The following is a 20,001-nucleotide window of genomic DNA, read 5'->3' on the forward strand; positions in this document are numbered from 1 at the left end:
CGCGCACCTGACGCATGATCGTTGGCTGTACATAGAGAACGGGTACTCACCCGGTACGGATGAAACCGGCATGCCGGCGCGTCTGGTCCAAGACTCCATCCATGCATGGCTAATCGCCACGTATCCAACCCACTACGTGCCGACCTTGGCAATCATGCAGACTTACAGCCTTGGTGATGCGCCTGACAACGCGGCTGTTGCCGCCGGTCTGTGGCCAACATCGCAAACATCGGACGGGCTGCACCCGAGCACAACCACGCCACCAAACGGTCAAACGCATCTTTCGCAGATCATCGTGGACGCGATCAACGCGCGCGGCTGGTAAGGCAACCTTCTCAGGGACGGGGAATGCATCCCTGGCCATTTTCACAACCATAAGGATTTGACTATGCCTCTCAACGTCAATGGCCTGATGCTGGCCGAAAGCAAGCGCAACGTTCACCGCATCGCCCTCTATGCCGGCACGAAGGCGGAAGAGCTTCTTGACCCTGGCTTCTGGGTCCATGTCGGTCCGCAACTCCGCGCCGATGACCGGATTGAAGTCGTCGGCTTCGATCGGCAGTGGTTCGGCGAAGTCATGGTCCTTGAAGTGGGCAAGGGCGCCGCTGGTGGCGCTCGCGTGGCCTACATCGTCGGCCCGGTGGCGCTCACGAATGAAGCGTCGATCGCCAAGCCAGCCGAACATGAAGTGCGCTGGGGTGGCCCGAATGGCGGCTGGCGCGTCATCCGAACCAAAGACAAGACCGTCCTGGCTGAAATGCTCGATTCCAAGGAAGCGGGCGCCGCCTGGATCGCGGAACACCTCAAGGCGGCCTAAGCCATGACGGATCAGCTTTCCCTCTACAATGGCGCCCTGATCAAGCTTGGTCAGCCGCGCCTTGCCGCCCTCACGGATGAGGGGAAAGCGCGCCGTGCGCTCGATGCCGAATACGCGAAGACCGTGAAGGCGTGCCTGGAGGCGGCGTTCTGGAATTTCGGAATGCGCTTCGTGCAGCTCGAAGCTACGACAAGTGAGGGCAGCAACTTCGGCTATCAATACGTGTTCGACAAACCCGACGACTGGCTGCGCACGGCTGGCCTGACGACGGACGGCTACGGCCGCGTTCCGCTGCTCGATTACGACGACCGGACCAGCTACATTCTCGCCAACCAGTCGATCATTTATCTGAAATACGTATCAAACGACGAAGATTATGGCATGGATCTGGGTCTGTGGCCGCAATCCTTTGTCGATTATGTCGAAACGTGCCTGGCCTGGACGGTCTGCGAGGAAATCACGGGCTCGGTCGATCGGAAAGACCGTCTCGAAAAGGCGCGGGACAAGGCCAAATACAAGGCGTCCAACACCGATGCCATGAATGAGGCGGTAACCAGATACCCGCCTCCTGGCCGGCTTGTACAAAGCCGTGGCTCGTCCTCGCGTAGCAGGCCGGCCGGGCTGCGCTGATGGCAAAAACGAATGCTCCGCTGCTGGCCTTCAACCGGGGGCTTGTTTCCACGTCCGCGCTGACGCGCGTTGATGTCGATCGCATCCGCCTGTCTGCGGAAGTGATGGAAAACTGGCTGCCCAAGACTGCCGGTTCGATGTTTCTGCGGCCCGGCTTCGAATACCTTGGGGCCAGCCGCAACAACGCCTTTGCCATCGACATTCCTTTCGTTGCCGCGACCGACGACACAGCGCAGATTGAGTTCGCGGACGGTAAGATGCGGGTTCGCATCAATGATGTGCTGATCTCGCGTGTTGCGGTCGCCACGACGATTTCGAACAGCAACTTTGCCACCTCGGCTAGCTGGACCGACGGGTCGACCAATGGCGGCACCCTGACATTCGGCGGCTCCGGTCTGATCCTCAATGCCGTGAATGTTGGCGGCCTGGCGCTGTGCCGGCGTCAAATCGCTGTGGCAGGCGGTGACCTGAACAAGGAACACGCGCTCAGCATCAGCGTGACGCGCGGGCCTGTCACCTTCCGCTGTGGTTCGACCTCTGGCGGTGACGAATACATCCCGGAAACCACGCTGCGCACCGGCGCCCATAGTCTCGCCTTCACGCCAACCGGCGATTTCTGGGTGCAGTTCCAATCGGATCTGGACATCGACAAGATTGTTGCGTCCTGCCAGGTGGCGTCTTCCGGTACCATGGAACTGGATATCCCCTATGCTGCGGCCGATCTGCCGTTTGTGCGCTGGGACCAGTCGGCGGACGTGCTTTTCCTCGCCTGCGATGGGTATCAACAGCGCCGAATCGAACGCCGCGGTACGGGCACCAGTTGGTCGATTGCGCTTTATCAACCGACCACCGGCCCATTCTTCGGTGCCAGATCGGCAAAGGTGAAGCTGAAGGTCGCATCGACAAACGGCAACACGACGCTGACCGCCGACAAGCCGTTTTTCAAATCGACGCATGTCGGCGCCATTTTCAGGCTGTTCAATGAAGGAGTAGCCCAGACCTTCAAGCTTGGGGCGAGCGGGGCCTACACTGATCCATTCCGGGTAACAGGGGTTGTCGGGGTCGACTACAACGACCGCAATTGGTTCTGGACGGCTAGTGGCGTCTGGGTCGGCACGATGAATTGGCAGCGGTCGTTCGATGGTCCAGACCAGGGGTATAAGACCTTTCGGAAAGAGAAATCTAGCGCCGCGATCGACATCACCGCCAACGCGGCCAATCAGGAGAATCGCGACAACGATGATAACGCCATCGTCTGGTACAAGGTCGGGTTTGCGGATGGCGCCTACACCTCAGGTACGGCCACGATGGCTATTACTTATGACGGTGGCGGCTCGTACGGGGTATGCCGCGTTACTGGGTTCACATCTTCAACGGAAGTAAGCGTCGAAGTCCTCGATCGGTTCGGGACGACAGACTACACTGACAACTGGCAGGAAGGCATCTGGTCGGACAAGCAAGGTTGGCCTGGCGCTGTGGCGTTCGACAAAGGCCGGCTTGGATGGTCTGGCAAGTCGCGTTTCATCTTCTCGGTGTCAGACGATTACGAGAACTTTGACCCGGACTTCGAGGGCGATTCCGGCCCTATCAACCGGACGCTGGGGTCCGGGCCTGTGGACACCATCAACTTCATGCTATCCCTCAGCCGGCCGATCATCGGTACTCCTGGGGCTGAGTTTTCGATTAAGTCGACATCGTTCGATGAACCGCTAACGCCGCAGAATGCCCAGGCTGGGGCGCCATCAACGCAAGGCTCTCGACAGGGTGTGGCGGCGGCAAAGATTGATGGTCGCGGCATTTTTGCCCAGCGCTCGGGCAAGCGCCTTTTCGAATTGGTCTTTAGCCCCGACACTTACGAATACTCCCCGCGTGACCTGACGCTGCTTTGCCCGGATCTGACCGGATCTGCCAAGGTGGTCGGGATGGCTACCCAGCGCCAGCCGGACACCAGGGCGCATTTCTGGCTCGATGACGGCTCGGTCGTCGTGCTCACCTATGAGCCGACCGAAGACGTGACTTGCTGGTCACGCATTTCGATTGGCGGCAGTGGCTTTGTCGAGGGCGTGTCTGTCCTTCCGGGCGAAGACGAAGACCAGGTATTCTACCGCGTCCGGCGCACCGTGAGCGCGGCAACGGTTCGCTATCTGGAAAAGATGGCGATGGAATCGGAATGCGTTGGCGGCACGCTCAATAAGCAGGCCGACAGCTTCATCATCATTCCAGCCGTGACAGGAACGACCGTGACCGGCCTTTCGCATCTGAACGGTCACAGCGTGGTCGCCTGGGGCGCTGGGAAGTATCTCGGCGCCTACACGGTGTCCGGCGGCTCGATCACGCTGAGTGCGGCTGTTACCGCCGCTGATGTCTTGGTGGGCCTGCCATATACCGCGCTCTACAAATCGACCAAGCTGGCCTATGCCGCATCGGCGGGTACGGCTCTAAGCCAAATCAAGCGGGTCAACTATGTCGGCCTCGTCATGGGCCTGGTGCACAACGACGGGATCGAAGTCGGCCGCGATTTCACCAACATGGACAAGCTGCCGCGTCTCTACCAGGGCCGGCCGGTGACTGCCGACGAAGTCTTCACCGACTATGAAGAGCCGGCAACGGCATTCGGTGGCGAATGGAAGCCGGATAGCCGCCTCTGCATCCGGGCAACGGCGCCGAAGCCTTGCGTGCTGAATGCTGCCGTTGTCACGGTCGAGACAAATGACAAGGTTTGATGGCTCACGAAGTCGTTCCGCTCACGCGAGAGCATCTTCTTGAATGGTACGGCGACAAGGGCAGCGGGCCAACGGTTCGGGGCATCGCCGGCCTTGTTGATGGCAAGCTGGCGGCTGTCGCTGGGTTCTGGTTCTCCGGCGGCAACGTGATTGCGTTCTGCTCGCTGAAGGATGAGGCGAGGCCTTACCGCCATGCCATCCACCGGACGGCTCTTTCGCTCCTGAACGATGCCAAAGCGCGGCACAAGCGGATTATCGCGCTCTGTGATCCTGACGAAAAGACCTCGGCAAAATGGCTCTCGAGGCTTGGTTTCAAGCCTGACGATGGGGACGTGTGGACATGGCAGACTTCGGACTAAGCACCATCCTTGCCCTTGCGGGAACCGCTGCTTCTGCCGCTGGCACGCTTGCGGCCGGCGCGGCGTCAAAGAGCGCTGGCGATTTCCAGGCGGCACAGCTCGAACAGCAGGCGAAGGAAGAGAAGGCTGCGGCTCAACGTGAAGCGGAACGCGCCACGAAGGAGAAGAACTTCGTTCTTTCGCGTCAACAGGCTGTGGCGGGTGCCTCCGGCCTCGGGGCGCTCGATGAAACGGTCCAATCCCTGGCCGGCGATATCATCACGCAAGGCGAGGTCAACAAAGGCATGATCCTTTATGGCGGCGAAGAGCGGGCGAAGGGCAGGCGGGCTCAAGCCGCCGCGGCTCGTATGGAAGGTAAAGCAAAACAGACGGGCTCATACTTCGGGGCGGCCGGCACGCTGATGGATGGCGTTGGCTCCTTCGCGAAGGATTGGAACCCGACGCCTTATGCGGCGCCGTCTTCGGGGATCTATTACTGATGGCTTTGAAACTGCCTGGCGTTGAAGACCTGAGTGCGCCTATCAGCGGTCGGTCCGGTCGGCCGATCGCCTCCTATGATGGTTCTGCCATCGGGCAGGGCATTGCGCAGCTCGGCGCCGGCGCGCAGTCGATGGCGGACGGCCTGAAGTTCAAGGAGACGCAAGCCCGCGAAACGGTCGACAAATCAAAGCTGTTTGAAACGGAAAGCCGATTCCAGCAGTTCAAGTCGGCTCGGGCGCAAGAGCTCACCGCGGCCGGCGACAAGGCCGAACCCGGCGCCTTTGGTTTCAAAGAGCAATATCAGGGCGCTTACAAGGAAGCTGCAAAGCAGTTCATGACGACTGTTCCGGCTGAGCTAAAGCCGGTCTATGACGCGAAGCTTTTCAGCACGGAAGAATCGCTCATCAACGGGGAGGGCGGCGCTGGCGACTTCGAACGCAAGCAGCGAAAGGCCTATTATAAAACCAGTGTCGATGAAGGACTGACGGCTATTGAAAGCCGGCTCTACAGCGACCCGTCGAAATTCGATGATGCTGTCTTCGAGGGCAACAACTACATCGATTCCATCCCTGACGAAGACGTAAACCCGATCGAAAAGGATGCGCTTCGCCGCGGCTGGAAGGCCAAGGCACAGCTTGCCGCCCTGAACGGTATGAAGCCGGCCGATCGGCTCCGGGCGCTGGGTGAGGCTCCGGGGCAGGACGACATCATCCAAGCAATCCAGGGCGTCGAAAGCGAAGGCGATCCTGGCGCCGTCTCGCCGAAGGGCGCTATCGGCCTTATGCAAGTGATGCCGGAAACGGGGATCGAGATTGCTGAGGAAATCGGCGATCCGAATTTCCCAGCCTCGCCCGACGCGCAAGCCGAATACCTGAAAGACCCGGATGTCTCCGAGAAGTACGGCACGTACTATTTCAACAAGATGCTGGCCCGCTATGACGGTGACACGGAAGCGGCGCTCATTGCCTACAATGGCGGCGCGGCTCGGGCCGACAAGTGGCTGGCCAGCGGTCGCAATGATGCCGTGATACCGCAAGAATCGGCCGACTATTACAAGAAGGTGATGGCGCGCACCAAGGGCGGCGCCGATGCTGGCGGGCAGGCAAGCGGCGGGAAAGAACAGCCGGTCATCATCGGCGATGCTGCCGGCCGTGTTGGTAGTCCTGATGTTGCCGGCGTCAACAGCGTTGTCATGTCGCGTTTCAAGCAAGTGCAGAACGCATTCGGCGCCTCGGTGCCGATCGTCTCGGGCTTTCGTGACCCCGAACGGAACGCAAAGGCCGGCGGTGCCCGGAAATCCCAACACATGCACGGCAACGCGCTGGACCTCGATGTCAGCAAGCTCTCGAACGAAGAGCGTGTCCGGCTTATCCAGACGGCTTCATCGCTCGGCTTTACCGGCATCGGGGTCTATGCCAATTCCCTGCATCTCGATATCGGTTCACGTCGCGCTTGGGGTGCCTCGCATCATTCGGACAGTGTTCCGACCTGGGCGCGTGACGCTATCGCAAGTCATATGGCCGGCAAGGCTGAACCGCTCGGACAGCGCGGCGGCGCGGGCTTCAAGATCGATTCTCGCTTCGCCGATATGGACTATGTGTCACGCGACGCAATCGCCAAGTCGACGCAAAAGGACATTCAGACTGAGGCGACCGCGACCCGCGTTCAACAGCAGGCGCAATACACGGCCTATGACGACTCTGTCGCCCTTGGCATCGAAACCGGCAAGATTGTCAGCGAAGAACAGATCCTGAGCGACTATCTTCTGAACGATGGCGACATCACCAAGCACCTGAAGGCCTTCCGCTCGAAGCAGAAGGAGGAAGGGGGCGTCGGCGAACTGGTTTCGGCTATCTTGGCGGGGAGCCCTGCCGCATCGGTCAACAGCTTCGACGGCGACCAAAAGTCGACCGCGAACAAGGCCTATGACCAGATGATGAAAGTCACGCCTGAAGAGCAACAGCCGATAGTCACGCAAGGCTTCGTCAAGGCGACCGGCTACATTCCCGACACGCTTCAGGCGAGGGTGAGGCAGGGCGCGGCCTCCAAAGATCCGGCCGTCTTTGCCGCTGCAATGTCGCAAGCTGATGCGCTCCAGACCGTTGCGCCAGTGTCGTTCGGTGCCGTCGAGGGCGCGGCCGACATTCGCGACAAGCTCGCCGCCTTCCGTCATTTCGTGAACGATCGGGGCATGTCCGGCGAAGAGGCATCGCAGGCCATCCTTGCCATGGATGACCCGGCGCAAAAGGTGAACCGCGAAGTTCTGAAGCCGGGCCTGGAGAAGTTCACAAAGACCCTGACGGTTGCCGATGTCACCAACGCCTATGATCCGAGCATCTTCGCTTCGGAGCCGGGCGCCGGCATCATGCCCATTCAAACCAACGCGCTCCTGGCTGAGTACAAGGAAATCGCGGAGGAAAAATATTACGAGACCGGCGGCGACACTGGCGCGGCGAAAGCTCAAGCGCTGGCTGAACTAAAAACCCGCTGGAATGTCAGCAACATATCTGGCTCTCCTAACCTTATGCGCCTGCCGCCTGAGCTGCATTATCCGGCGATTGACGGCAAATATGACTATCTTCGCGACGACGCACTGAAGACGGCGGAAAGCTACGTCGCCGGGCTCCACGATGGGCGCAAGGTCGACAACATCGCAATCATCCCGAACCAGCTAACTCGGGCCGATATCGAGATGAAACGACCGCCGCGCTATCGGCTTTTCTACCAGTACACGGAAGACGGCCAAAAGAAGTTTGATGAAGTTTTTGCCGGTCCCTGGGGGCTCGATGCAAAGGCGCTCAACGGTGGCGTGGCCAAGGGCGCGGAAGAGGCAAAGAAGCGGTTCCTAGCCCGCCACAGCCTCAATGACGCTGCCAACGATATCGAGCGCGCCGCGGCTTCCGATGCTGAAACGGTGATGGATGACCCGAACTTGCCGGACTGGATGAAGGCCAATCAGGCAATCCAGACGAAAGACCTGGGCAAGGCAAATGCCGATCAACTGCGGATGGGTGGCAGCGACAATCTCGAACTTACCGAACCTACGCCGGAAAATGTTCCTGCTCCTGAAGTCGACCCGCTCGGGCTCGGTTCCAATCTGGGTGTTCCCTGATGCCAATCCTGCAATACCCTGAAGACCGGCCGGCGCTCGGCACGTTCGGCGCTGTCGATTACAAGCCAGCGCAAGAAACCGATGTCGCGCCAGACATTGCAACGCTGCTCGGCGCCAGCTTCAGGCAGGACAACATGATTGGTTCGATGGCCTCGAACAAGCTGGCCGGCGTCGATCTGGCCGCGCGTGAAGATGGCTTCAGCGGCGATGTGATGTGGGACCAGATCAAGGGGACGCCTTACGAAACGCATTGGGATCGGTTTGCGAACGTCTTCAATCGCCCCGGCTTCGAAGCGATGAAAGCTCAAATCGACATGGAAACCGAAGACCGGCGAACGGTCGATGCGGGCGGCTGGTGGGGGACGGGCGCTTCCATGCTGGCGAGTGTTGTCGACGTGCCGTCCTTAATCCCTGGCGGGCAATTGGTCACAAGTGTTCGACTTGGGCAGGCAGCGTTGCGAACCGGCGCGCGAACTGCTGTCGCCGGGGCGTTGGGTGCTGGTGCTTCTGAGATAGCCTTGCAAGCGACACAACAGACTCGGCCCTTGGCCGAAAGCGCGGTTGCCATTGGAGCCGGTACGGTCCTGGGCGGGCTGCTCGGCGCCGGGGCGGGTGCTCTCTTCTCGCGCGCCGAACGTAAAGCCGCATTCGCTTCTGTCGAACGCGCACTGCAGGACCATGTTCCGACGCCTGAACAGGTTGCAGCTCATGCCGAAGGCATAGGCGCTGCGGCCGTCGATCGGCCCGTCCTCGGTGACTACGGCATCGCCTCCGGCGCAAAGACCGTGGGCGCACTGCAGTCTGGCTTCAATCCGACGTTGCGAGGCTCGCATAGTCCCTCGGCGCCGTCTCGTGAGATTATGGCCAACATGGCGGAGACTGGCTACTACATCGAAAAGAATGTGCGCGGCGAAGGCAATCTCGCCGTCGAAAGCGCCGTCAAGTATTGGGACCGGGGCGCCCTGACTAAAGCCCTGGAAGACATGCGCGGCACCTATGCCAAGGCACGGCAAACGCCTGGCTTTGAGATGACGCCGGAAGAGTTTCGGACGGCTGTCAGCAAGGCGATGCGCCGTGGTGATGTCGGCGAAAACGATGCAGTGTCTGCCGCGGCGCAATCGTGGCGCAAGACGCTGTTCGATCCGCTGAAGGATGAGGCAATCGCCGCGGGCCTGCTGCCGGCGGATGTCAACGTCAAGACGGCAACGTCCTACCTGACCCGCCTTTGGAATTCGCAGCGCCTCAATGCCGGCGAAGCGCGCTTCAAGCAAATCGTCAAGCCATGGATCGATGACCAGCTCGCGCAACTAGAGTTCAAGGCCGATGAAATCCGCGTGGGTAATCGGATTGTCGATGCTGAAAAGCGGCGTGAGGCATTCGGCCAAGTCTCGGAACGTCTCGAAAACATCGAAAGCCGTCTGGCTGGCCGGCAGGGCATTCGGCAACGCAAGCAAGCGGACCTCGGGCAATTGCAACAGACCCGGCAAGACGTGCTGAAGGAGCGCGCTCCGCCGGATCTGGTGAAGATGCTGCGCGGCACCGACGAAAATGCCGTGATGGTCGACACGGTGAAACAGGCTCGGGCTGCTGCTCGATCTGCTGGCAAGAAACAGTCGTTTGCCGAGCGCTCGCCAGTCCTGGCCGTCATCAAGCGCAAGGGTGGCGTGCGTGTCGGCTCAAAGCTGGACTTTGAACTGCGCGCAATGGACGTGACGCCAAAGTCGCATCCTGGCCTTTTCATCAAGAAAGGCGGGATTGGCGATGTCGACAACTTCGTCCAGTCGGAAGACGAGATTTTCGCCAATCTGCCCGCTGATGGTAGCGGGTACGTCGACCCGGTGGCAGTTATGGAATCGATCCGCTCTGAGCTGGGCGGAAACCCGCTGCGCACGGCAGAGGAAGAGGCCACAGCGGCGGCGCTAGATAATCTGGACCAAGTGGCCAGCGAATGGCTGGACCGCGTTGGCCTGGCTCCCAATGCCTCGGTGAAGGATGTCCGCGACTTCATCGCGCGCGTGACCGGCGCCGAAAAGAATACGGCCGGCATCGACACGCGAATCTCCCGCTTCGAACAGGAGATTGAAGACTTCGACAGGACAACCGACGCCATCGTCAATGAGAGCAAAATCACTGCTGCTGAAGCGAAGGCCGTAGGCGAAGAGCTGGAGAAGCTGGAAGCCGAACTTGATGCCGTGAAGGATCTCGCCAACTCGTCGCCGCGTGTTGCTCTGGTGGTCGACTACGGCACGACACGGCGCGACTTGTTCAAGGCAAAGCTGAAGGAGCGCACGCTCTCAAAACGCGTCGATGCACTCAAGCGGTTGATAGCAGAAAGTGGTAGGCCTGCGAGTGCTCCAGCCCGCAAGACGGTCACCAATGTCGCTGGCGATGCCATACCGATCGGCGCGGGCGAGGTTCCTGCGCGCGGGCTGGCTCCGGCCAATCTCGGCGATGATGGCAATCTGTACGTTGGCAAGCCTGGCGGCGTGCATTTCGAAATCGATAGCCCGCGCAATGTGCAATTTACCGATGTGGGGTTCGTTACGCCTGACGGGCAGTATCTCACCCGGAAAGAGGCGCTGGCCTGGACGCGTGCCCATGAAGGCGGCAACGTGAAGCCGTCCGACAACATGAACGGCGGCCTGGACGCTCTCGACTATCGGGAACAAGTGCCCGAAGGAAAGAAAATGGGCGCCACCGCTTCGGTGAACGACAGCGGACACGGCGCGATTAATGATGAAATCCTGGCCGAACTTAACGCCAAGTCGATCGACCTGGAGCGGCTGCGCGCCAACATCGACGGGCTCAAGGTGAAGGCTGACAAGCTGGAACCGATGATGCCCAAGGTGAAACAGGAAATCCCTGACTTCGTGTCGCCGGAAGACCGCGCCGATTATGTCAAAGGCATCGTTGACGATATTTTCTCGCAGCTTACCGGCCGCGCAAATCAGGGCATGCCGTCCTATGATATGACGGTGGCGGCGCGCGGTCCCCTGAAGGAACGCACGTTCAACATTCCCGATCACCTGATTGAAGAATTCCTCGAGCACGACATTGAGCTGATCGGCCGGCGCTATGCCCGCGTCATGGCGGCCGATGTCGAGCTGACGAATCTGGATAAGCGCCTCGGTGGCGCCGGCAAACCGACGCTGCAAAGCCAGCTAGATCGGGTGAGGGCGGATTACCTGACCCTGCGCGAAGCGGTGAATGCCGGTGACTTCGAACCGAAGGCGCGCGAAAAGGCGCTGCTGGAGCTCGCTCGTAGCGAGAAGAGCGACATCGAAGACATTGGCAGCGTGCGCGATTTGCTGCGCGGTCAATACAAGGTCGACACGCAACACACTAATTATGCTCGGGTGCTGCGCGTGGCCGGCGTGTTCAACTATATGCGCTCGCTGGGCGGGGTGCTCGCCTCGTCGCTCGCCGATGCTGCCCGGCCGCCGATGGTTCATGGCCTGCGCCGCTACATGGGCGAGGGCATTGCGCCGCTGGTAACCAACCTGAAGGCGATCAAGTTGGCCGTCGAGGATGCCAAGCTGCTGGGCGCCGTGACGGAACGGTCGTTGCAGGGGCGCCTTGCAACGATGGCCGAACTGGCGGACCCGTATGCCAGCAACTCGCCCTTCGAGCGCTTTATCGACAACATGGCGAATACGTTTTCGAAAATGACGTTGCTGCCGTTTTGGAACGATATGCACAAGTCCATTGCCTCGGTTCTGGTCCAAAACCGGCTGCTGAAAAATGCCGCGGTGGATTATGAAAAGCTCGGTAAGGCCGAACTGAAATACATGGGCTTCCTCGGCATTGATGCTCATATGGCCGAACGGATTTCAAAACAGTTTGCCGAATTTGGCGATGTCGACGGAAACGTCCACATTCCGGGAATTGCGAACTGGAGCGACGAGGGCGCACGGCGCGCGTTCGCTGCTGCGGTCAACAAAGACGTGGATTCGATCATCGTCACCAAGGGTGTGGGCGATGTCCCGTTGTTCGCTCATACCCCGACCGGGCGGGCTCTGCTCCAGTTCAAAACATTCGGTCTTGCGTCCAACCAAAGAGTGCTGATGCGCGGCCTTCAGGAAGGGCCGGGCTCGTTCATCACCGGAACGATTGGCATGTCCACGCTGGGAATGGTCGCCGCCTACGCAAAGATGGTCGAGTCAAACCGCGACTGGAACGATAATCCCGGATACTGGATTGCGGAAGGGCTGGACAAATCGGGCCTCTTCTCGCTTGCTTTCGAGGTGAACAACACATGGGAAAAGCTGGGCGGGTCGGGGATCTTTGTTGGGGCCGCTGCGGCCTTTCCCGACAGGATGCAGCGCGCGCCAGCGTCACGATACGCAAACCGTGATGCCTTCGGCTCGCTGCTCGGCCCGTCATTCCAGCTCGGGACGGATGCGGCGCAGTTGCTCGGCATCGGCGCGCGGGCAACTCACGGTGATATCGACCTGAACGAAGCCGACATCAATCGTGCTTTCAAAATGGCCCCGTTTCTGACGCTGCCTTACTTCCGGTGGGCAATCGAAGGGGGCTTCGGCCTCGATGACGCCGGCCTAAAGCCGCAGCTCAAGGAAGCGGTAGCCGAGTAGAGTTATTCGCCGATTTGAAGCAACCGGGCATCAAGCGCGGCCTTTGCTTGGGCGTATTCGAAATGAAAGCACTGTTCTTCGGCGACTTCGAAGATGGCCTCAGCGACTAACCGTAGCCGCGTCTTATATGGAAGACTTGCAAAACGAGGATCAGGCTCGCCTAATGTGCGGCCATTGCAGGCAAAAAACCAGCGAACGCACTGAGTAGAAATGAGCGCGTCGGCTTTGCTCATGCTGCAAAGCGGAGATTCTGCCAAAGCCGGCGACGATAGCATCAGCACGAAGACGGCAAGAGCTTTCCGCATGTGCGCCCCTAGCAATTAATTGTGTCGTCGGACCTGCCGCCGTAGTTCCAGCACTTCTCGAAAGTGCCGCCGCCGTCGGGCCTGTCAATGAAACTGGTGATGGCAATCGCTATCGCCACCACTCCCAGCAAACCGATCAAGATGCCGAAACCACTATAGCGCGGATTCTGCCAGAACCCTGGCTGAGCCGGCACAATCTTCTTTTTAGATGCGGAGTCGATCAAAATGGCGACCACTTCGGTTGATCAGGTCACTGGCTATGGCGAAACGGTAGCATATAAGGCTCCGTGCCGCCTAGCGACCACGGCAAACATCGTTCTGAGTGGTTTACAGACGATCGACGGCAGCGTCACGGCTGCTAACGACCGGATCCTGGTGAAGAACCAAAGCGTGCCCTCGCAAAATGGCATTTACATCGCCGCAAGCTCCACCTGGCAGCGCGCGCGGGACTTCGACAGTAACCGCGACATCACCAAGGGAACGCGCGTTGCCGTCACAGATGGAACAGTAGGGGGAACTACAGTCTGGGCCGTGACGGCAGCCAACCCTATCACCGTTGGAACGACATCGATCACCTTCGCCAACGCCTTCACCGGTGAGCTCGTGGCCAATCTGCCCGGTGCCCTGGATGACGCCATTCACGATGCCACGGCCAAGTCTACGCCCGTCGACGCGGACGAAATGCTGCTGTGGGACAGCGTTTCGGCGGCAATCAGAAAAATCACATGGGCAAATGTGAAGGCCGGCATTCTCGCCTATTTCAACGGGACGGCGAAGGCGCTCCCGATCGACGCTGATCGCGTCTGGTCCGGGGACAGCACCGCCTCCAATGTGCCGGTCTATTCGACATGGACCCAAGTCAAGGCGTTCCTGAAGACCTATTTCGACACGCTTTACCAGGCCATCGACGCTCAACTGTCCTCGCTCATCCGGCAGAACAGCCAGAGCGCGGCCTATACGCTCGTCCTGACCGATAGCGGGAAACACATCTACCACCCGGCCGCCGACACGACGGCGCGCATCTGGACGATCCCGGCTAATGCCTCCGTAGCTTTCCCGATCGGGACGGCCATCACCTTCGACAATGACTTCGGCGCGGGCGTCATCACGATTGCCATCACGTCAGACACTCTCGTCCTGGTGGGAACCGTAGGCTCCACAGGCAGCAGGACGCTGGCATCAGGCGGGCAGGCGACAGCCATCAAGGTTACGTCGACCCGCTGGCGGATCTCTGGAACGGGGCTGACCTGATGCCGTCCGTCATGCACATGGCGCTTGCCTCCTATGGCAGCTCGGCGGCGCCGAACGTGGTACAGCGCACCACCACAGGCGGCGCGGCGCGCACCACATCAACGGTGCTGGCCTGGGCGGCGGCGACAGCGGGCAACCTCATTGTCGTCGAGTTCATCTGTGAGATGAATGCTGCAGCGCCGACAACACCGGCTGGCTATTCTTTGTGGCCTTCAGGTAATTTTGTCGGCGGTACGTGGACGACCAGTATCTTCTATAAGCTCGCGGCCGGTGGAGAGACCGGCGTTACGATCACTCACGGCAACAACGTGACCTGTTCTGCAATGCGGGAGTTTGGAAGCACGTCAGGAACTATCGACTTTGTCGCACCCTCAACCGGAACCAGCGTTAACCCGGACCCGCCGTCGCTCACCCCAGCCGGTGGGGCAAAGAACTACCTGTGGGTCGCTGGTGCTTCCTACATCACTACGAGCGTGAATGCCTTTTCCAGCGGCTACTTGGATGGCGTGACAGGAGCCTCGACTAGTGCAGGACACCTAAGCCGCGTCAGCTCGGCAGAGCGCGCGGCTGCAGCAGCTGTGGAAGATCCTGGTACGCTGACATTGGCGGCGTCTAGCGCTTGGGCCGCTTTCACTTATGCGGTTTCTCCAGCCTGAATATATCTGCGTCAGAAAATCAAGGAGCCTCCCATGGACATGACGTTCAAGGGCGCTGCGAAGCGCCTGGACGATATCGACTTGCCGAAACTTGGCGCGCAGATCGGCGCCGGCGAGGACGAACTGCACGCTTTCATCGACGTGGAAACGCGCGGCTCTGGCTTCGACGCGCAGGGGCGCCCTGTCATCCTCTTCGAGCGGCACAAATTCTACCAGTACGTGCCGGCAGCAAAACGCACTCAGGCTGTCAATGCCGGTCTCGCCAATAAGACGCCGGGCGGCTACGGCAAGGAAAGCGAGCAATACGGCAAGCTTCTGAAGGCCATTGCCATCGATCGCAAGGCCGCGCTCTACTCCTGCTCATGGGGCCTGGCGCAGGTCATGGGCTTCAATCACAATCTTGCCGGCTACGATACGGTGGAGGCGATGGTTTCCGCCTTCATGGCTGACGAAGAGGCGCATCTTCAAGCGGCGGTGAACTTCATCAAGAACACGCACCTTGACGATGAACTGCGCGCCCACAATTGGGCCGGCTTCGCGAAAGGCTACAACGGCGCTGGCTATCGCAAGAACGCCTACGATACCAAGCTCGCCAATGCCTACCGCAAGTGGTCGCGTATCAAGGATACGCCGTGGCCACAGGCAGCCCCGCCAGCACCCGCGAAGCCAATCCCGGTTCCACAGCCGCCTGCCGTGCCAAAACCGCCTTTAGTGGCTCCTGTGCCGCCCGAGTATCCGGAACGCAATTGGCTTTGGAAAGCTCTGTTCGCCATTCTGAAATGGATATTCGGAAGGAAATGACCATGTGGACCCGCATCAAAAGCTATTTCTCCGACAGTGAAACCATCTTCTGGGCGCGACTTCAGGCGGCGATCGGTGTCGTTGCTGCCGTCGTGACCTACGTTGACCCGCAAGTGCTGGCGCCGCTCATCCCGAGCGAGATTTTCCCGTGGTTCCTCGTCATCAATGGCTTGCTGACTGAGTTCCTTCGCCGCCGCCGCGCGGAGGATCTGTGATGGAACGCGCCGCCTGGTTCTGCCCATCCTGTCAGAAATATCACGCTCCGCATGTCGATACGTGCCCAGCGGTCACGCTTGGACTGCCAACTCAGCCGCTCATGCCCCAAACGTACCCGCGCCCCGGTAGCGCTGGCGATGTGCCTTCGCGGCTCCTTGAGGGGCTGAAATACACTCAGCCCTTCGGCATTGGCACTATGATCTGGAACGGGCAGGCAACCACTGGCGGCGTCCAATGAGCGCGCTACTCGGCTTCATCCTCAGCAATCCAACCATCCTCGCTATTGGCGCGGGCGTCATCGCCGTAGCTGGCGCATGGTTCAAAGGCCGGCTCTCAGGCGCAAAGGCCGAACGCAACGCACAGAAGGCCAAGGAGGCCGACGCATATGCAAAGCATCTTCAGGATATCCAGAACGCCGCCAATGCTCGCAGTTCTGTTGACGCTGGCAGGCTGCCAGACCGCGACCCTTACAAGAGGGACTAAGGCAGTCTGTTCCGTGTTCCCGCCGATCACCTATTCGAGCAAGGACACGCCAGAAACGACAATCCAGATCCGGCGCCACAATGCCGGGTTCGATGCGTACTGCAAGAAATAGCGGGGCAGGGCATTTGACCGATGAAAACGGAGATGACCAGATGCGTGCGCCAAGCATAGACTGGAAATTGAACGCAAACTCAATCGGTTTGCTGGCGATGTTCGCGGCACAGGCTGCCTTTGCCGGCTACGTCTATTCCGAGCATGTTTCTGGCCTCAGCGGGGCATGGAGCGAGATCGGCAAGCTTCAGATCGAAGTGAGGCGGATCGATGACATCACGCGCGCCAGCAGCCAGGCTATATCCGGTCTCGATTATCGCGTCACGACTGTCGAATCCATGGCGAGGGAAGCAATCTCCGCGAACCGGGAAACATCGGCCGTGCTCGGGGAGCTCAAGTCTGACCTCCGTGTCGCGAAAGAGATTTTAGTCCGGCTGGAGGCTACTTCGAATCGATCGCCGACGCGCTGACGCCTCCCGGCCCTAACGCTAGACGGTCGTCACGTAGCGCCGAAGCCGCCAGTCAAACACCGCGCCGGCCGGGGTCTGAAACCCTCGCGCCGGCTTTTTTGTGCCTTCATGGCGGGCCTGTTGGCGCTTGGCCTTCCTGATCCTCGGCAAGTCCTGGGTGTGGGTCTTGACCTCGGCGCACTTGTAATGAGCCGGTGCGCAGTTCGGGTTCGTGTCCGGACCAAGCAAGGCGAGGGCGCGCTTGTGTTCGACAATCCAGCGGTCTTCGTGGCGGTGGATCGGCTCGCCGCAAAGGCAGCACGGCGCCACGTTGTGACCGGTGCAGCGCTCGGTGAAGATGGCTTGCCGTCGCTTGGCTGACATGCGGGAGCGGGGAGTGTTTGTTGTCAACGCTGTGTTCCCACTGCGGCAAGCGCCGCTTCGGCTATTTCTGCACGCTTCATCCATCGATCTCTTTCGATGGTGCAAGAACGTAACGCACGTTCGGCGGCATCGGCCCGCTGCGTTTCCGCTTTGGCAAATTGCTCTGCTGTGTTGCGCGCCGCCGTCTCTCCCCGGATCTGGGCAGTCAGGTCTTTGATTGTCTTCATGGCTTCGTCCTCAGGCGAACGCCTGGGCCTCCGTTGGCTGTATCACCATCATCAAGAAATATCACACCCGCGCCTCTCAGGGCGTCGGTTACCGCGTCAAGCGTGCCCGTCCGGACCTTCACGCGTTCGGCGCCAAACGCCTCCATATTTCGTATCGTGTTGGCGCTAACTCCTGCTTTGTCAGCAAGGGCTATCTGCTCCATTCCCACAAGGGAACGAGCCGCCCGTATTTGGTTCCCAGTAATCGCCATTTTGTCCCCATATGCAGCAATTTTGTTATAGTACACAAATTCTTGTTGACGGCAATCCGCCATCGGGCATATGGTTAAAAAACCAACCAGGTTGGTATTGGTAACCAAATACGGGAGATAAAACACATGCCGAACACCACTGTTCGGGCAGCCGCCGAAGGCATGCCCGATGTCAACCGCCGCCGCCTCCTCAATCTTGCTGGGGCCGGGCTCGCGCTAGCAGCAACCGTCGCCAGCGCCCGGCAGGCTCCGGCCGCTACTGCACCGGCCGGGAAGGAAAAGGCCTCTCCCGCCCTTCGCGCCTTGATCAAGGACCACAAGGCAAAATGGGCATATTGGGACAGCGTATGCACATGCTGCGATCAGATGAAGCTCGGGCGGGAGCCGACCGAAGCCGAAGAGACCAAGTGGCACGATGCCAGCGATGGCGAACATGACGCGTTGAAGGCGATCTGTCGCTATCCCGCGCGTACGGTGGCTGATCAAGTCGCCAAGGGCCGCTATCTACGAAAGTTCAATCACTGGCGCATGGGCGAACTCCAGCCCAAGCAGATCGACGCGCTCTTGCTGTCGATGGCCCATGCCAGAAAGGCGGTGCAGTCATGAGCGCCGCCAAGGGAAAGCCGGACATCGCGGACCTGGAGCCGCTGCTCTGCGACACCATGAACATGCTCGACGTTCTCGTAAGCATGATGGACCGTATGGGCCTAACCTCGAAACCGGCAGGCTCCAATCATGTGCTGACCCACGGCGAGGCCGATCAGCTTTTCTTTGTTGCCTGCACCGCGGAATCGATGTCCGAGAAGGCTAGGCAAGCCTACTATGAAGCGCTCGGATGGGGTGCGTCGTCATGAGCGCGCCTTCGGACGACCTCGACGACCTGCAATCCGATATCGGAAACCTGCACCAGTTGCTTGAAGTGCTCTATGATCAGACCACGGAACAGGAGTTCGAGCGCAACGGCAAACGGTACGCCTTGGCGGATCAGATATGCGCGCTGGCGATGATTGCCCGCGACCTTGCCGAGCGCCTGAATGCATCGGCTGACGCCTGCCATACCAAGGTGATGGCCGACGCCAACAGGGCGATGCGTTAATGACCGCCGGCAACCAGTTAGACAGACTGCGGGAAATCGCGTCAGATGTTTCGGCAATCGGCGAGGGCGTCGAGATCGAGCGCCACGCGGCGTCAATCGCCACTGGCATGGCGGCGGTCCACGGCGGGGAATGGCGGGTTCAGATCGATCATCTTACAGGCTTTGTGTTGGTGCGGCGGAGTTAGCCTAGCGTCACTGAAAACCGGTAAACAAGCCCGCTGCCTCACGGCGGCGGGCGTTTTCCCTAGGGGGGCAAGAACATGATTCTTTATCACTTTACGTCTTTAGAAATGCTCGAACGAATCAAGGCCGAAGGGCTTACGAAGGGCGAAATCCCGCTAACTGCCTACAGAACGATAAACGCTGTTTGGTTCACAACTGACAGCGACAGCTCTGGGCATGGCCTTAGCGACAACGAACCGCTTTCACGAGAGGACATTCAGAAACTCAAGGCTGCTGGGCTGCTTTCGGCCAGCGCTCCGGACGAAGGAATTAGGCACATCGATAAGCGCGCGGTGCGCATAAAGGTTGTCATCCCCTCAACAGATCGCGATTTGAAAAGGTGGGTCACTTGGGGCCGAAAACATCTAGAGCGCGATTGGTTCGACACACTTTCGGAAGTGGGTGGCGGCAACCAGAAAGCGCGAACTTGGTATGTTTGTTTCCGAACGATCCAGCCGGCAGAGTTCGCAGCGATCGATATCCTGCGACCCCACCCAGCAACATAAGACAGCTGACCACTAGCCCGCTGCCTCACGGCGGCGGGCTTCATCGTTTGCGGAGGTTAGGAACGGAGTTAGGAATTGAAAGGCCGCAACTCACAAAGTGCAAACATATCATGTGCTTAGCTGGATATCTGGCGGAGGGAGTGGGATTCGAACCCACGGTGGGCTTGCACCCACGCCGGTTTTCAAGACCGGTGCCTTAAACCGCTCGGCCATCCCTCCATTGTGATTTTTCAATCACTTGGATGCTCGTCCTGATCTCAACTCATACCTGTCGGCACTGCTGCGCCACCCGGAGATCGTTCGCGCTTCATTGCTCTAGTGCGCCCGACGAAGTCCTGTCAACCAGCCGTTGCCTGTTCCTGCCATGGGCGTTTGACGGCGGAACTGAAC

General features: G+C 59.8%; 24 protein-coding genes and 1 tRNA gene. 19 read left to right on the top strand and 6 right to left on the bottom strand.

The annotated features are described in order from the left end of the window. The 8 genes from CIT26_RS23650 to CIT26_RS23685 all read left to right on the top strand — a co-directional run. Nucleotides 1–325, top strand: a 325-nt coding sequence (locus tag CIT26_RS23650) for a hypothetical protein (protein WP_206072809.1), incomplete at its 5' end; no start/stop codon positions are given. A gap of 87 nt (nucleotides 326–412) precedes the next feature. After that, the gene (locus tag CIT26_RS23655; protein ID WP_143747894.1) at nucleotides 413–817 is read left to right on the top strand and encodes a hypothetical protein; all 405 of its coding nucleotides are present in this window, start codon (nucleotides 413–415) and stop codon (nucleotides 815–817) included. Between the two features lie 3 nt (nucleotides 818–820). Continuing rightward, the gene (locus tag CIT26_RS23660; protein ID WP_095494823.1) at nucleotides 821–1,447 is read left to right on the top strand and encodes a phage connector family protein; all 627 of its coding nucleotides are present in this window, start codon (nucleotides 821–823) and stop codon (nucleotides 1,445–1,447) included. After that, on the top strand, nucleotides 1,447–4,170 hold the full coding sequence (locus CIT26_RS23665; RefSeq protein WP_095494824.1) for a phage tail protein: 2,724 nt from the start codon (nucleotides 1,447–1,449) through the stop codon (nucleotides 4,168–4,170). Before CIT26_RS23660 ends, CIT26_RS23665 begins: the two co-directional genes overlap by 1 nt. Then, nucleotides 4,170–4,529, top strand: a complete 360-nt coding sequence (locus CIT26_RS23670; RefSeq protein ID WP_095494825.1) for a hypothetical protein — start codon at nucleotides 4,170–4,172, stop codon at nucleotides 4,527–4,529. Before CIT26_RS23665 ends, CIT26_RS23670 begins: the two co-directional genes overlap by 1 nt. Continuing rightward, the gene (locus tag CIT26_RS23675) at nucleotides 4,511–5,008 is read left to right on the top strand and encodes a hypothetical protein (protein WP_095494826.1); all 498 of its coding nucleotides are present in this window, start codon (nucleotides 4,511–4,513) and stop codon (nucleotides 5,006–5,008) included. Before CIT26_RS23670 ends, CIT26_RS23675 begins: the two co-directional genes overlap by 19 nt. After that, nucleotides 5,008–8,121 carry a transglycosylase SLT domain-containing protein gene (locus CIT26_RS23680; protein WP_095494827.1) on the top strand — a complete coding sequence of 1,038 codons (3,114 nt, stop codon included), beginning with the start codon at nucleotides 5,008–5,010 and terminating at the stop codon, nucleotides 8,119–8,121. Before CIT26_RS23675 ends, CIT26_RS23680 begins: the two co-directional genes overlap by 1 nt. After that, nucleotides 8,121–12,713 (top strand): hypothetical protein, encoded by a 4,593-nt coding sequence (locus CIT26_RS23685; protein ID WP_095494828.1) that lies wholly within the window; start codon nucleotides 8,121–8,123, stop codon nucleotides 12,711–12,713. Before CIT26_RS23680 ends, CIT26_RS23685 begins: the two co-directional genes overlap by 1 nt. A 2-nt stretch (nucleotides 12,714–12,715) precedes the next feature. Here CIT26_RS23685 and CIT26_RS36055 read toward each other — a convergent pair whose 3' ends face one another. Next, nucleotides 12,716–13,018 (bottom strand): hypothetical protein, encoded by a 303-nt coding sequence (locus CIT26_RS36055; RefSeq protein ID WP_143747895.1) that lies wholly within the window; start codon nucleotides 13,016–13,018, stop codon nucleotides 12,716–12,718. Between the two features lie 8 nt (nucleotides 13,019–13,026). Continuing rightward, the gene (locus CIT26_RS23690) at nucleotides 13,027–13,254 is read right to left on the bottom strand and encodes a hypothetical protein (protein ID WP_095494829.1); all 228 of its coding nucleotides are present in this window, start codon (nucleotides 13,252–13,254) and stop codon (nucleotides 13,027–13,029) included. Between CIT26_RS23690 and CIT26_RS23695 the strand changes: the two genes are divergently transcribed. The 6 genes from CIT26_RS23695 (at nucleotide 13,244) to CIT26_RS23720 (ending at nucleotide 16,946) form a co-directional block, all read left to right on the top strand. Then, on the top strand, nucleotides 13,244–14,269 hold the full coding sequence (locus CIT26_RS23695; protein ID WP_095494830.1) for a hypothetical protein: 1,026 nt from the start codon (nucleotides 13,244–13,246) through the stop codon (nucleotides 14,267–14,269). The two genes, CIT26_RS23690 and CIT26_RS23695, sit on opposite strands and share 11 nt — an antisense overlap. After that, a complete protein-coding gene (locus tag CIT26_RS36060; protein WP_143747896.1) occupies nucleotides 14,269–14,925 on the top strand; it encodes a hypothetical protein in 657 nt (218 codons plus the stop codon). The genes CIT26_RS23695 and CIT26_RS36060 overlap by 1 nt, the downstream gene beginning before the upstream one ends. A 33-nt stretch (nucleotides 14,926–14,958) precedes the next feature. Continuing rightward, nucleotides 14,959–15,726: an N-acetylmuramidase family protein gene (locus CIT26_RS23700; protein ID WP_095494831.1), complete on the top strand. Its 768-nt coding sequence runs from the start codon at nucleotides 14,959–14,961 to the stop codon at nucleotides 15,724–15,726. 2 nt (nucleotides 15,727–15,728) lie between these two features. Beyond that, nucleotides 15,729–15,941 carry a hypothetical protein gene (locus CIT26_RS23705; RefSeq protein WP_095494832.1) on the top strand — a complete coding sequence of 71 codons (213 nt, stop codon included), beginning with the start codon at nucleotides 15,729–15,731 and terminating at the stop codon, nucleotides 15,939–15,941. Between the two features lie 235 nt (nucleotides 15,942–16,176). Beyond that, entirely contained in the window at nucleotides 16,177–16,425 is a 249-nt protein-coding gene (locus CIT26_RS23715; RefSeq protein ID WP_095494834.1) for an ABC transporter permease, read from the top strand. 125 nt (nucleotides 16,426–16,550) lie between these two features. Continuing rightward, a complete protein-coding gene (locus tag CIT26_RS23720; protein WP_143747897.1) occupies nucleotides 16,551–16,946 on the top strand; it encodes a hypothetical protein in 396 nt (131 codons plus the stop codon). Between the two features lie 18 nt (nucleotides 16,947–16,964). Here CIT26_RS23720 and CIT26_RS23725 read toward each other — a convergent pair whose 3' ends face one another. Genes CIT26_RS23725 through CIT26_RS23735 form a run of 3 tightly spaced genes read right to left on the bottom strand, consistent with a single transcriptional unit; the run spans nucleotide 16,965 to nucleotide 17,913 of the window. Next, the gene (locus CIT26_RS23725; RefSeq protein ID WP_143747898.1) at nucleotides 16,965–17,336 is read right to left on the bottom strand and encodes a hypothetical protein; all 372 of its coding nucleotides are present in this window, start codon (nucleotides 17,334–17,336) and stop codon (nucleotides 16,965–16,967) included. Continuing rightward, nucleotides 17,333–17,536, bottom strand: a complete 204-nt coding sequence (locus CIT26_RS23730) for a hypothetical protein (RefSeq protein ID WP_095494837.1) — start codon at nucleotides 17,534–17,536, stop codon at nucleotides 17,333–17,335. Before CIT26_RS23730 ends, CIT26_RS23725 begins: the two co-directional genes overlap by 4 nt. Then, nucleotides 17,533–17,913 (bottom strand): helix-turn-helix domain-containing protein, encoded by a 381-nt coding sequence (locus tag CIT26_RS23735; RefSeq protein WP_245319537.1) that lies wholly within the window; start codon nucleotides 17,911–17,913, stop codon nucleotides 17,533–17,535. Before CIT26_RS23735 ends, CIT26_RS23730 begins: the two co-directional genes overlap by 4 nt. On the opposite strand from CIT26_RS23735, the gene CIT26_RS23740 reads away from it, so the two are divergent. The 5 genes from CIT26_RS23740 to CIT26_RS23760 all read left to right on the top strand — a co-directional run bounded on the left by CIT26_RS23740 (nucleotide 17,914) and on the right by CIT26_RS23760 (nucleotide 19,611). Continuing rightward, nucleotides 17,914–18,393: a hypothetical protein gene (locus CIT26_RS23740; RefSeq protein ID WP_095494838.1), complete on the top strand. Its 480-nt coding sequence runs from the start codon at nucleotides 17,914–17,916 to the stop codon at nucleotides 18,391–18,393. Next, a complete protein-coding gene (locus CIT26_RS23745) occupies nucleotides 18,390–18,641 on the top strand; it encodes a hypothetical protein (protein ID WP_095494839.1) in 252 nt (83 codons plus the stop codon). The genes CIT26_RS23740 and CIT26_RS23745 overlap by 4 nt, the downstream gene beginning before the upstream one ends. Further along, nucleotides 18,638–18,883 carry a hypothetical protein gene (locus CIT26_RS23750; protein WP_095494840.1) on the top strand — a complete coding sequence of 82 codons (246 nt, stop codon included), beginning with the start codon at nucleotides 18,638–18,640 and terminating at the stop codon, nucleotides 18,881–18,883. The genes CIT26_RS23745 and CIT26_RS23750 overlap by 4 nt, the downstream gene beginning before the upstream one ends. Beyond that, a complete protein-coding gene (locus CIT26_RS23755; RefSeq protein WP_095494841.1) occupies nucleotides 18,883–19,068 on the top strand; it encodes a hypothetical protein in 186 nt (61 codons plus the stop codon). The genes CIT26_RS23750 and CIT26_RS23755 overlap by 1 nt, the downstream gene beginning before the upstream one ends. Before the next feature lie 75 nt (nucleotides 19,069–19,143). Then, nucleotides 19,144–19,611: a hypothetical protein gene (locus CIT26_RS23760; RefSeq protein WP_095494842.1), complete on the top strand. Its 468-nt coding sequence runs from the start codon at nucleotides 19,144–19,146 to the stop codon at nucleotides 19,609–19,611. Between the two features lie 129 nt (nucleotides 19,612–19,740). Here CIT26_RS23760 and CIT26_RS23765 read toward each other — a convergent pair. Further along, a tRNA-Ser gene (locus CIT26_RS23765) sits at nucleotides 19,741–19,830 on the bottom strand. Nucleotides 19,831–20,001: the final 171 nt, after the last annotated feature.

The sequence above is a fragment of the Mesorhizobium temperatum genome (assembly GCF_002284575.1).
In the GTDB taxonomy this organism is placed as follows: Bacteria; Pseudomonadota; Alphaproteobacteria; order Rhizobiales; family Rhizobiaceae; genus Mesorhizobium; species Mesorhizobium temperatum.

Bases quoted from the DNA above. Each gene is read 5' to 3' on its own strand.
- CIT26_RS23655 (WP_143747894.1), top strand. From the start codon at position 413: ATGCTGGCCGAAAGCAAGCGCAACGTTCACCGCATCGCCCTCTATGCC.
- CIT26_RS23660 (WP_095494823.1), top strand. From the start codon at position 821: ATGACGGATCAGCTTTCCCTCTACAATGGCGCCCTGATCAAGCTTGGT.
- CIT26_RS23665 (WP_095494824.1), top strand. From the start codon at position 1,447: ATGGCAAAAACGAATGCTCCGCTGCTGGCCTTCAACCGGGGGCTTGTT.
- CIT26_RS23670 (WP_095494825.1), top strand. From the start codon at position 4,170: ATGGCTCACGAAGTCGTTCCGCTCACGCGAGAGCATCTTCTTGAATGG.
- CIT26_RS23675 (WP_095494826.1), top strand. From the start codon at position 4,511: ATGGCAGACTTCGGACTAAGCACCATCCTTGCCCTTGCGGGAACCGCT.
- CIT26_RS23680 (WP_095494827.1), top strand. From the start codon at position 5,008: ATGGCTTTGAAACTGCCTGGCGTTGAAGACCTGAGTGCGCCTATCAGC.
- CIT26_RS23685 (WP_095494828.1), top strand. From the start codon at position 8,121: ATGCCAATCCTGCAATACCCTGAAGACCGGCCGGCGCTCGGCACGTTC.
- CIT26_RS36055 (WP_143747895.1), bottom strand. From the start codon at position 13,018: ATGCGGAAAGCTCTTGCCGTCTTCGTGCTGATGCTATCGTCGCCGGCT.
- CIT26_RS23695 (WP_095494830.1), top strand. From the start codon at position 13,244: ATGGCGACCACTTCGGTTGATCAGGTCACTGGCTATGGCGAAACGGTA.
- CIT26_RS36060 (WP_143747896.1), top strand. From the start codon at position 14,269: ATGCCGTCCGTCATGCACATGGCGCTTGCCTCCTATGGCAGCTCGGCG.
- CIT26_RS23700 (WP_095494831.1), top strand. From the start codon at position 14,959: ATGGACATGACGTTCAAGGGCGCTGCGAAGCGCCTGGACGATATCGAC.
- CIT26_RS23705 (WP_095494832.1), top strand. From the start codon at position 15,729: ATGTGGACCCGCATCAAAAGCTATTTCTCCGACAGTGAAACCATCTTC.
- CIT26_RS23715 (WP_095494834.1), top strand. From the start codon at position 16,177: ATGAGCGCGCTACTCGGCTTCATCCTCAGCAATCCAACCATCCTCGCT.
- CIT26_RS23730 (WP_095494837.1), bottom strand. From the start codon at position 17,536: ATGAAGACAATCAAAGACCTGACTGCCCAGATCCGGGGAGAGACGGCG.
- CIT26_RS23740 (WP_095494838.1), top strand. From the start codon at position 17,914: ATGCCGAACACCACTGTTCGGGCAGCCGCCGAAGGCATGCCCGATGTC.
- CIT26_RS23745 (WP_095494839.1), top strand. From the start codon at position 18,390: ATGAGCGCCGCCAAGGGAAAGCCGGACATCGCGGACCTGGAGCCGCTG.
- CIT26_RS23750 (WP_095494840.1), top strand. From the start codon at position 18,638: ATGAGCGCGCCTTCGGACGACCTCGACGACCTGCAATCCGATATCGGA.
- CIT26_RS23755 (WP_095494841.1), top strand. From the start codon at position 18,883: ATGACCGCCGGCAACCAGTTAGACAGACTGCGGGAAATCGCGTCAGAT.
- CIT26_RS23760 (WP_095494842.1), top strand. From the start codon at position 19,144: ATGATTCTTTATCACTTTACGTCTTTAGAAATGCTCGAACGAATCAAG.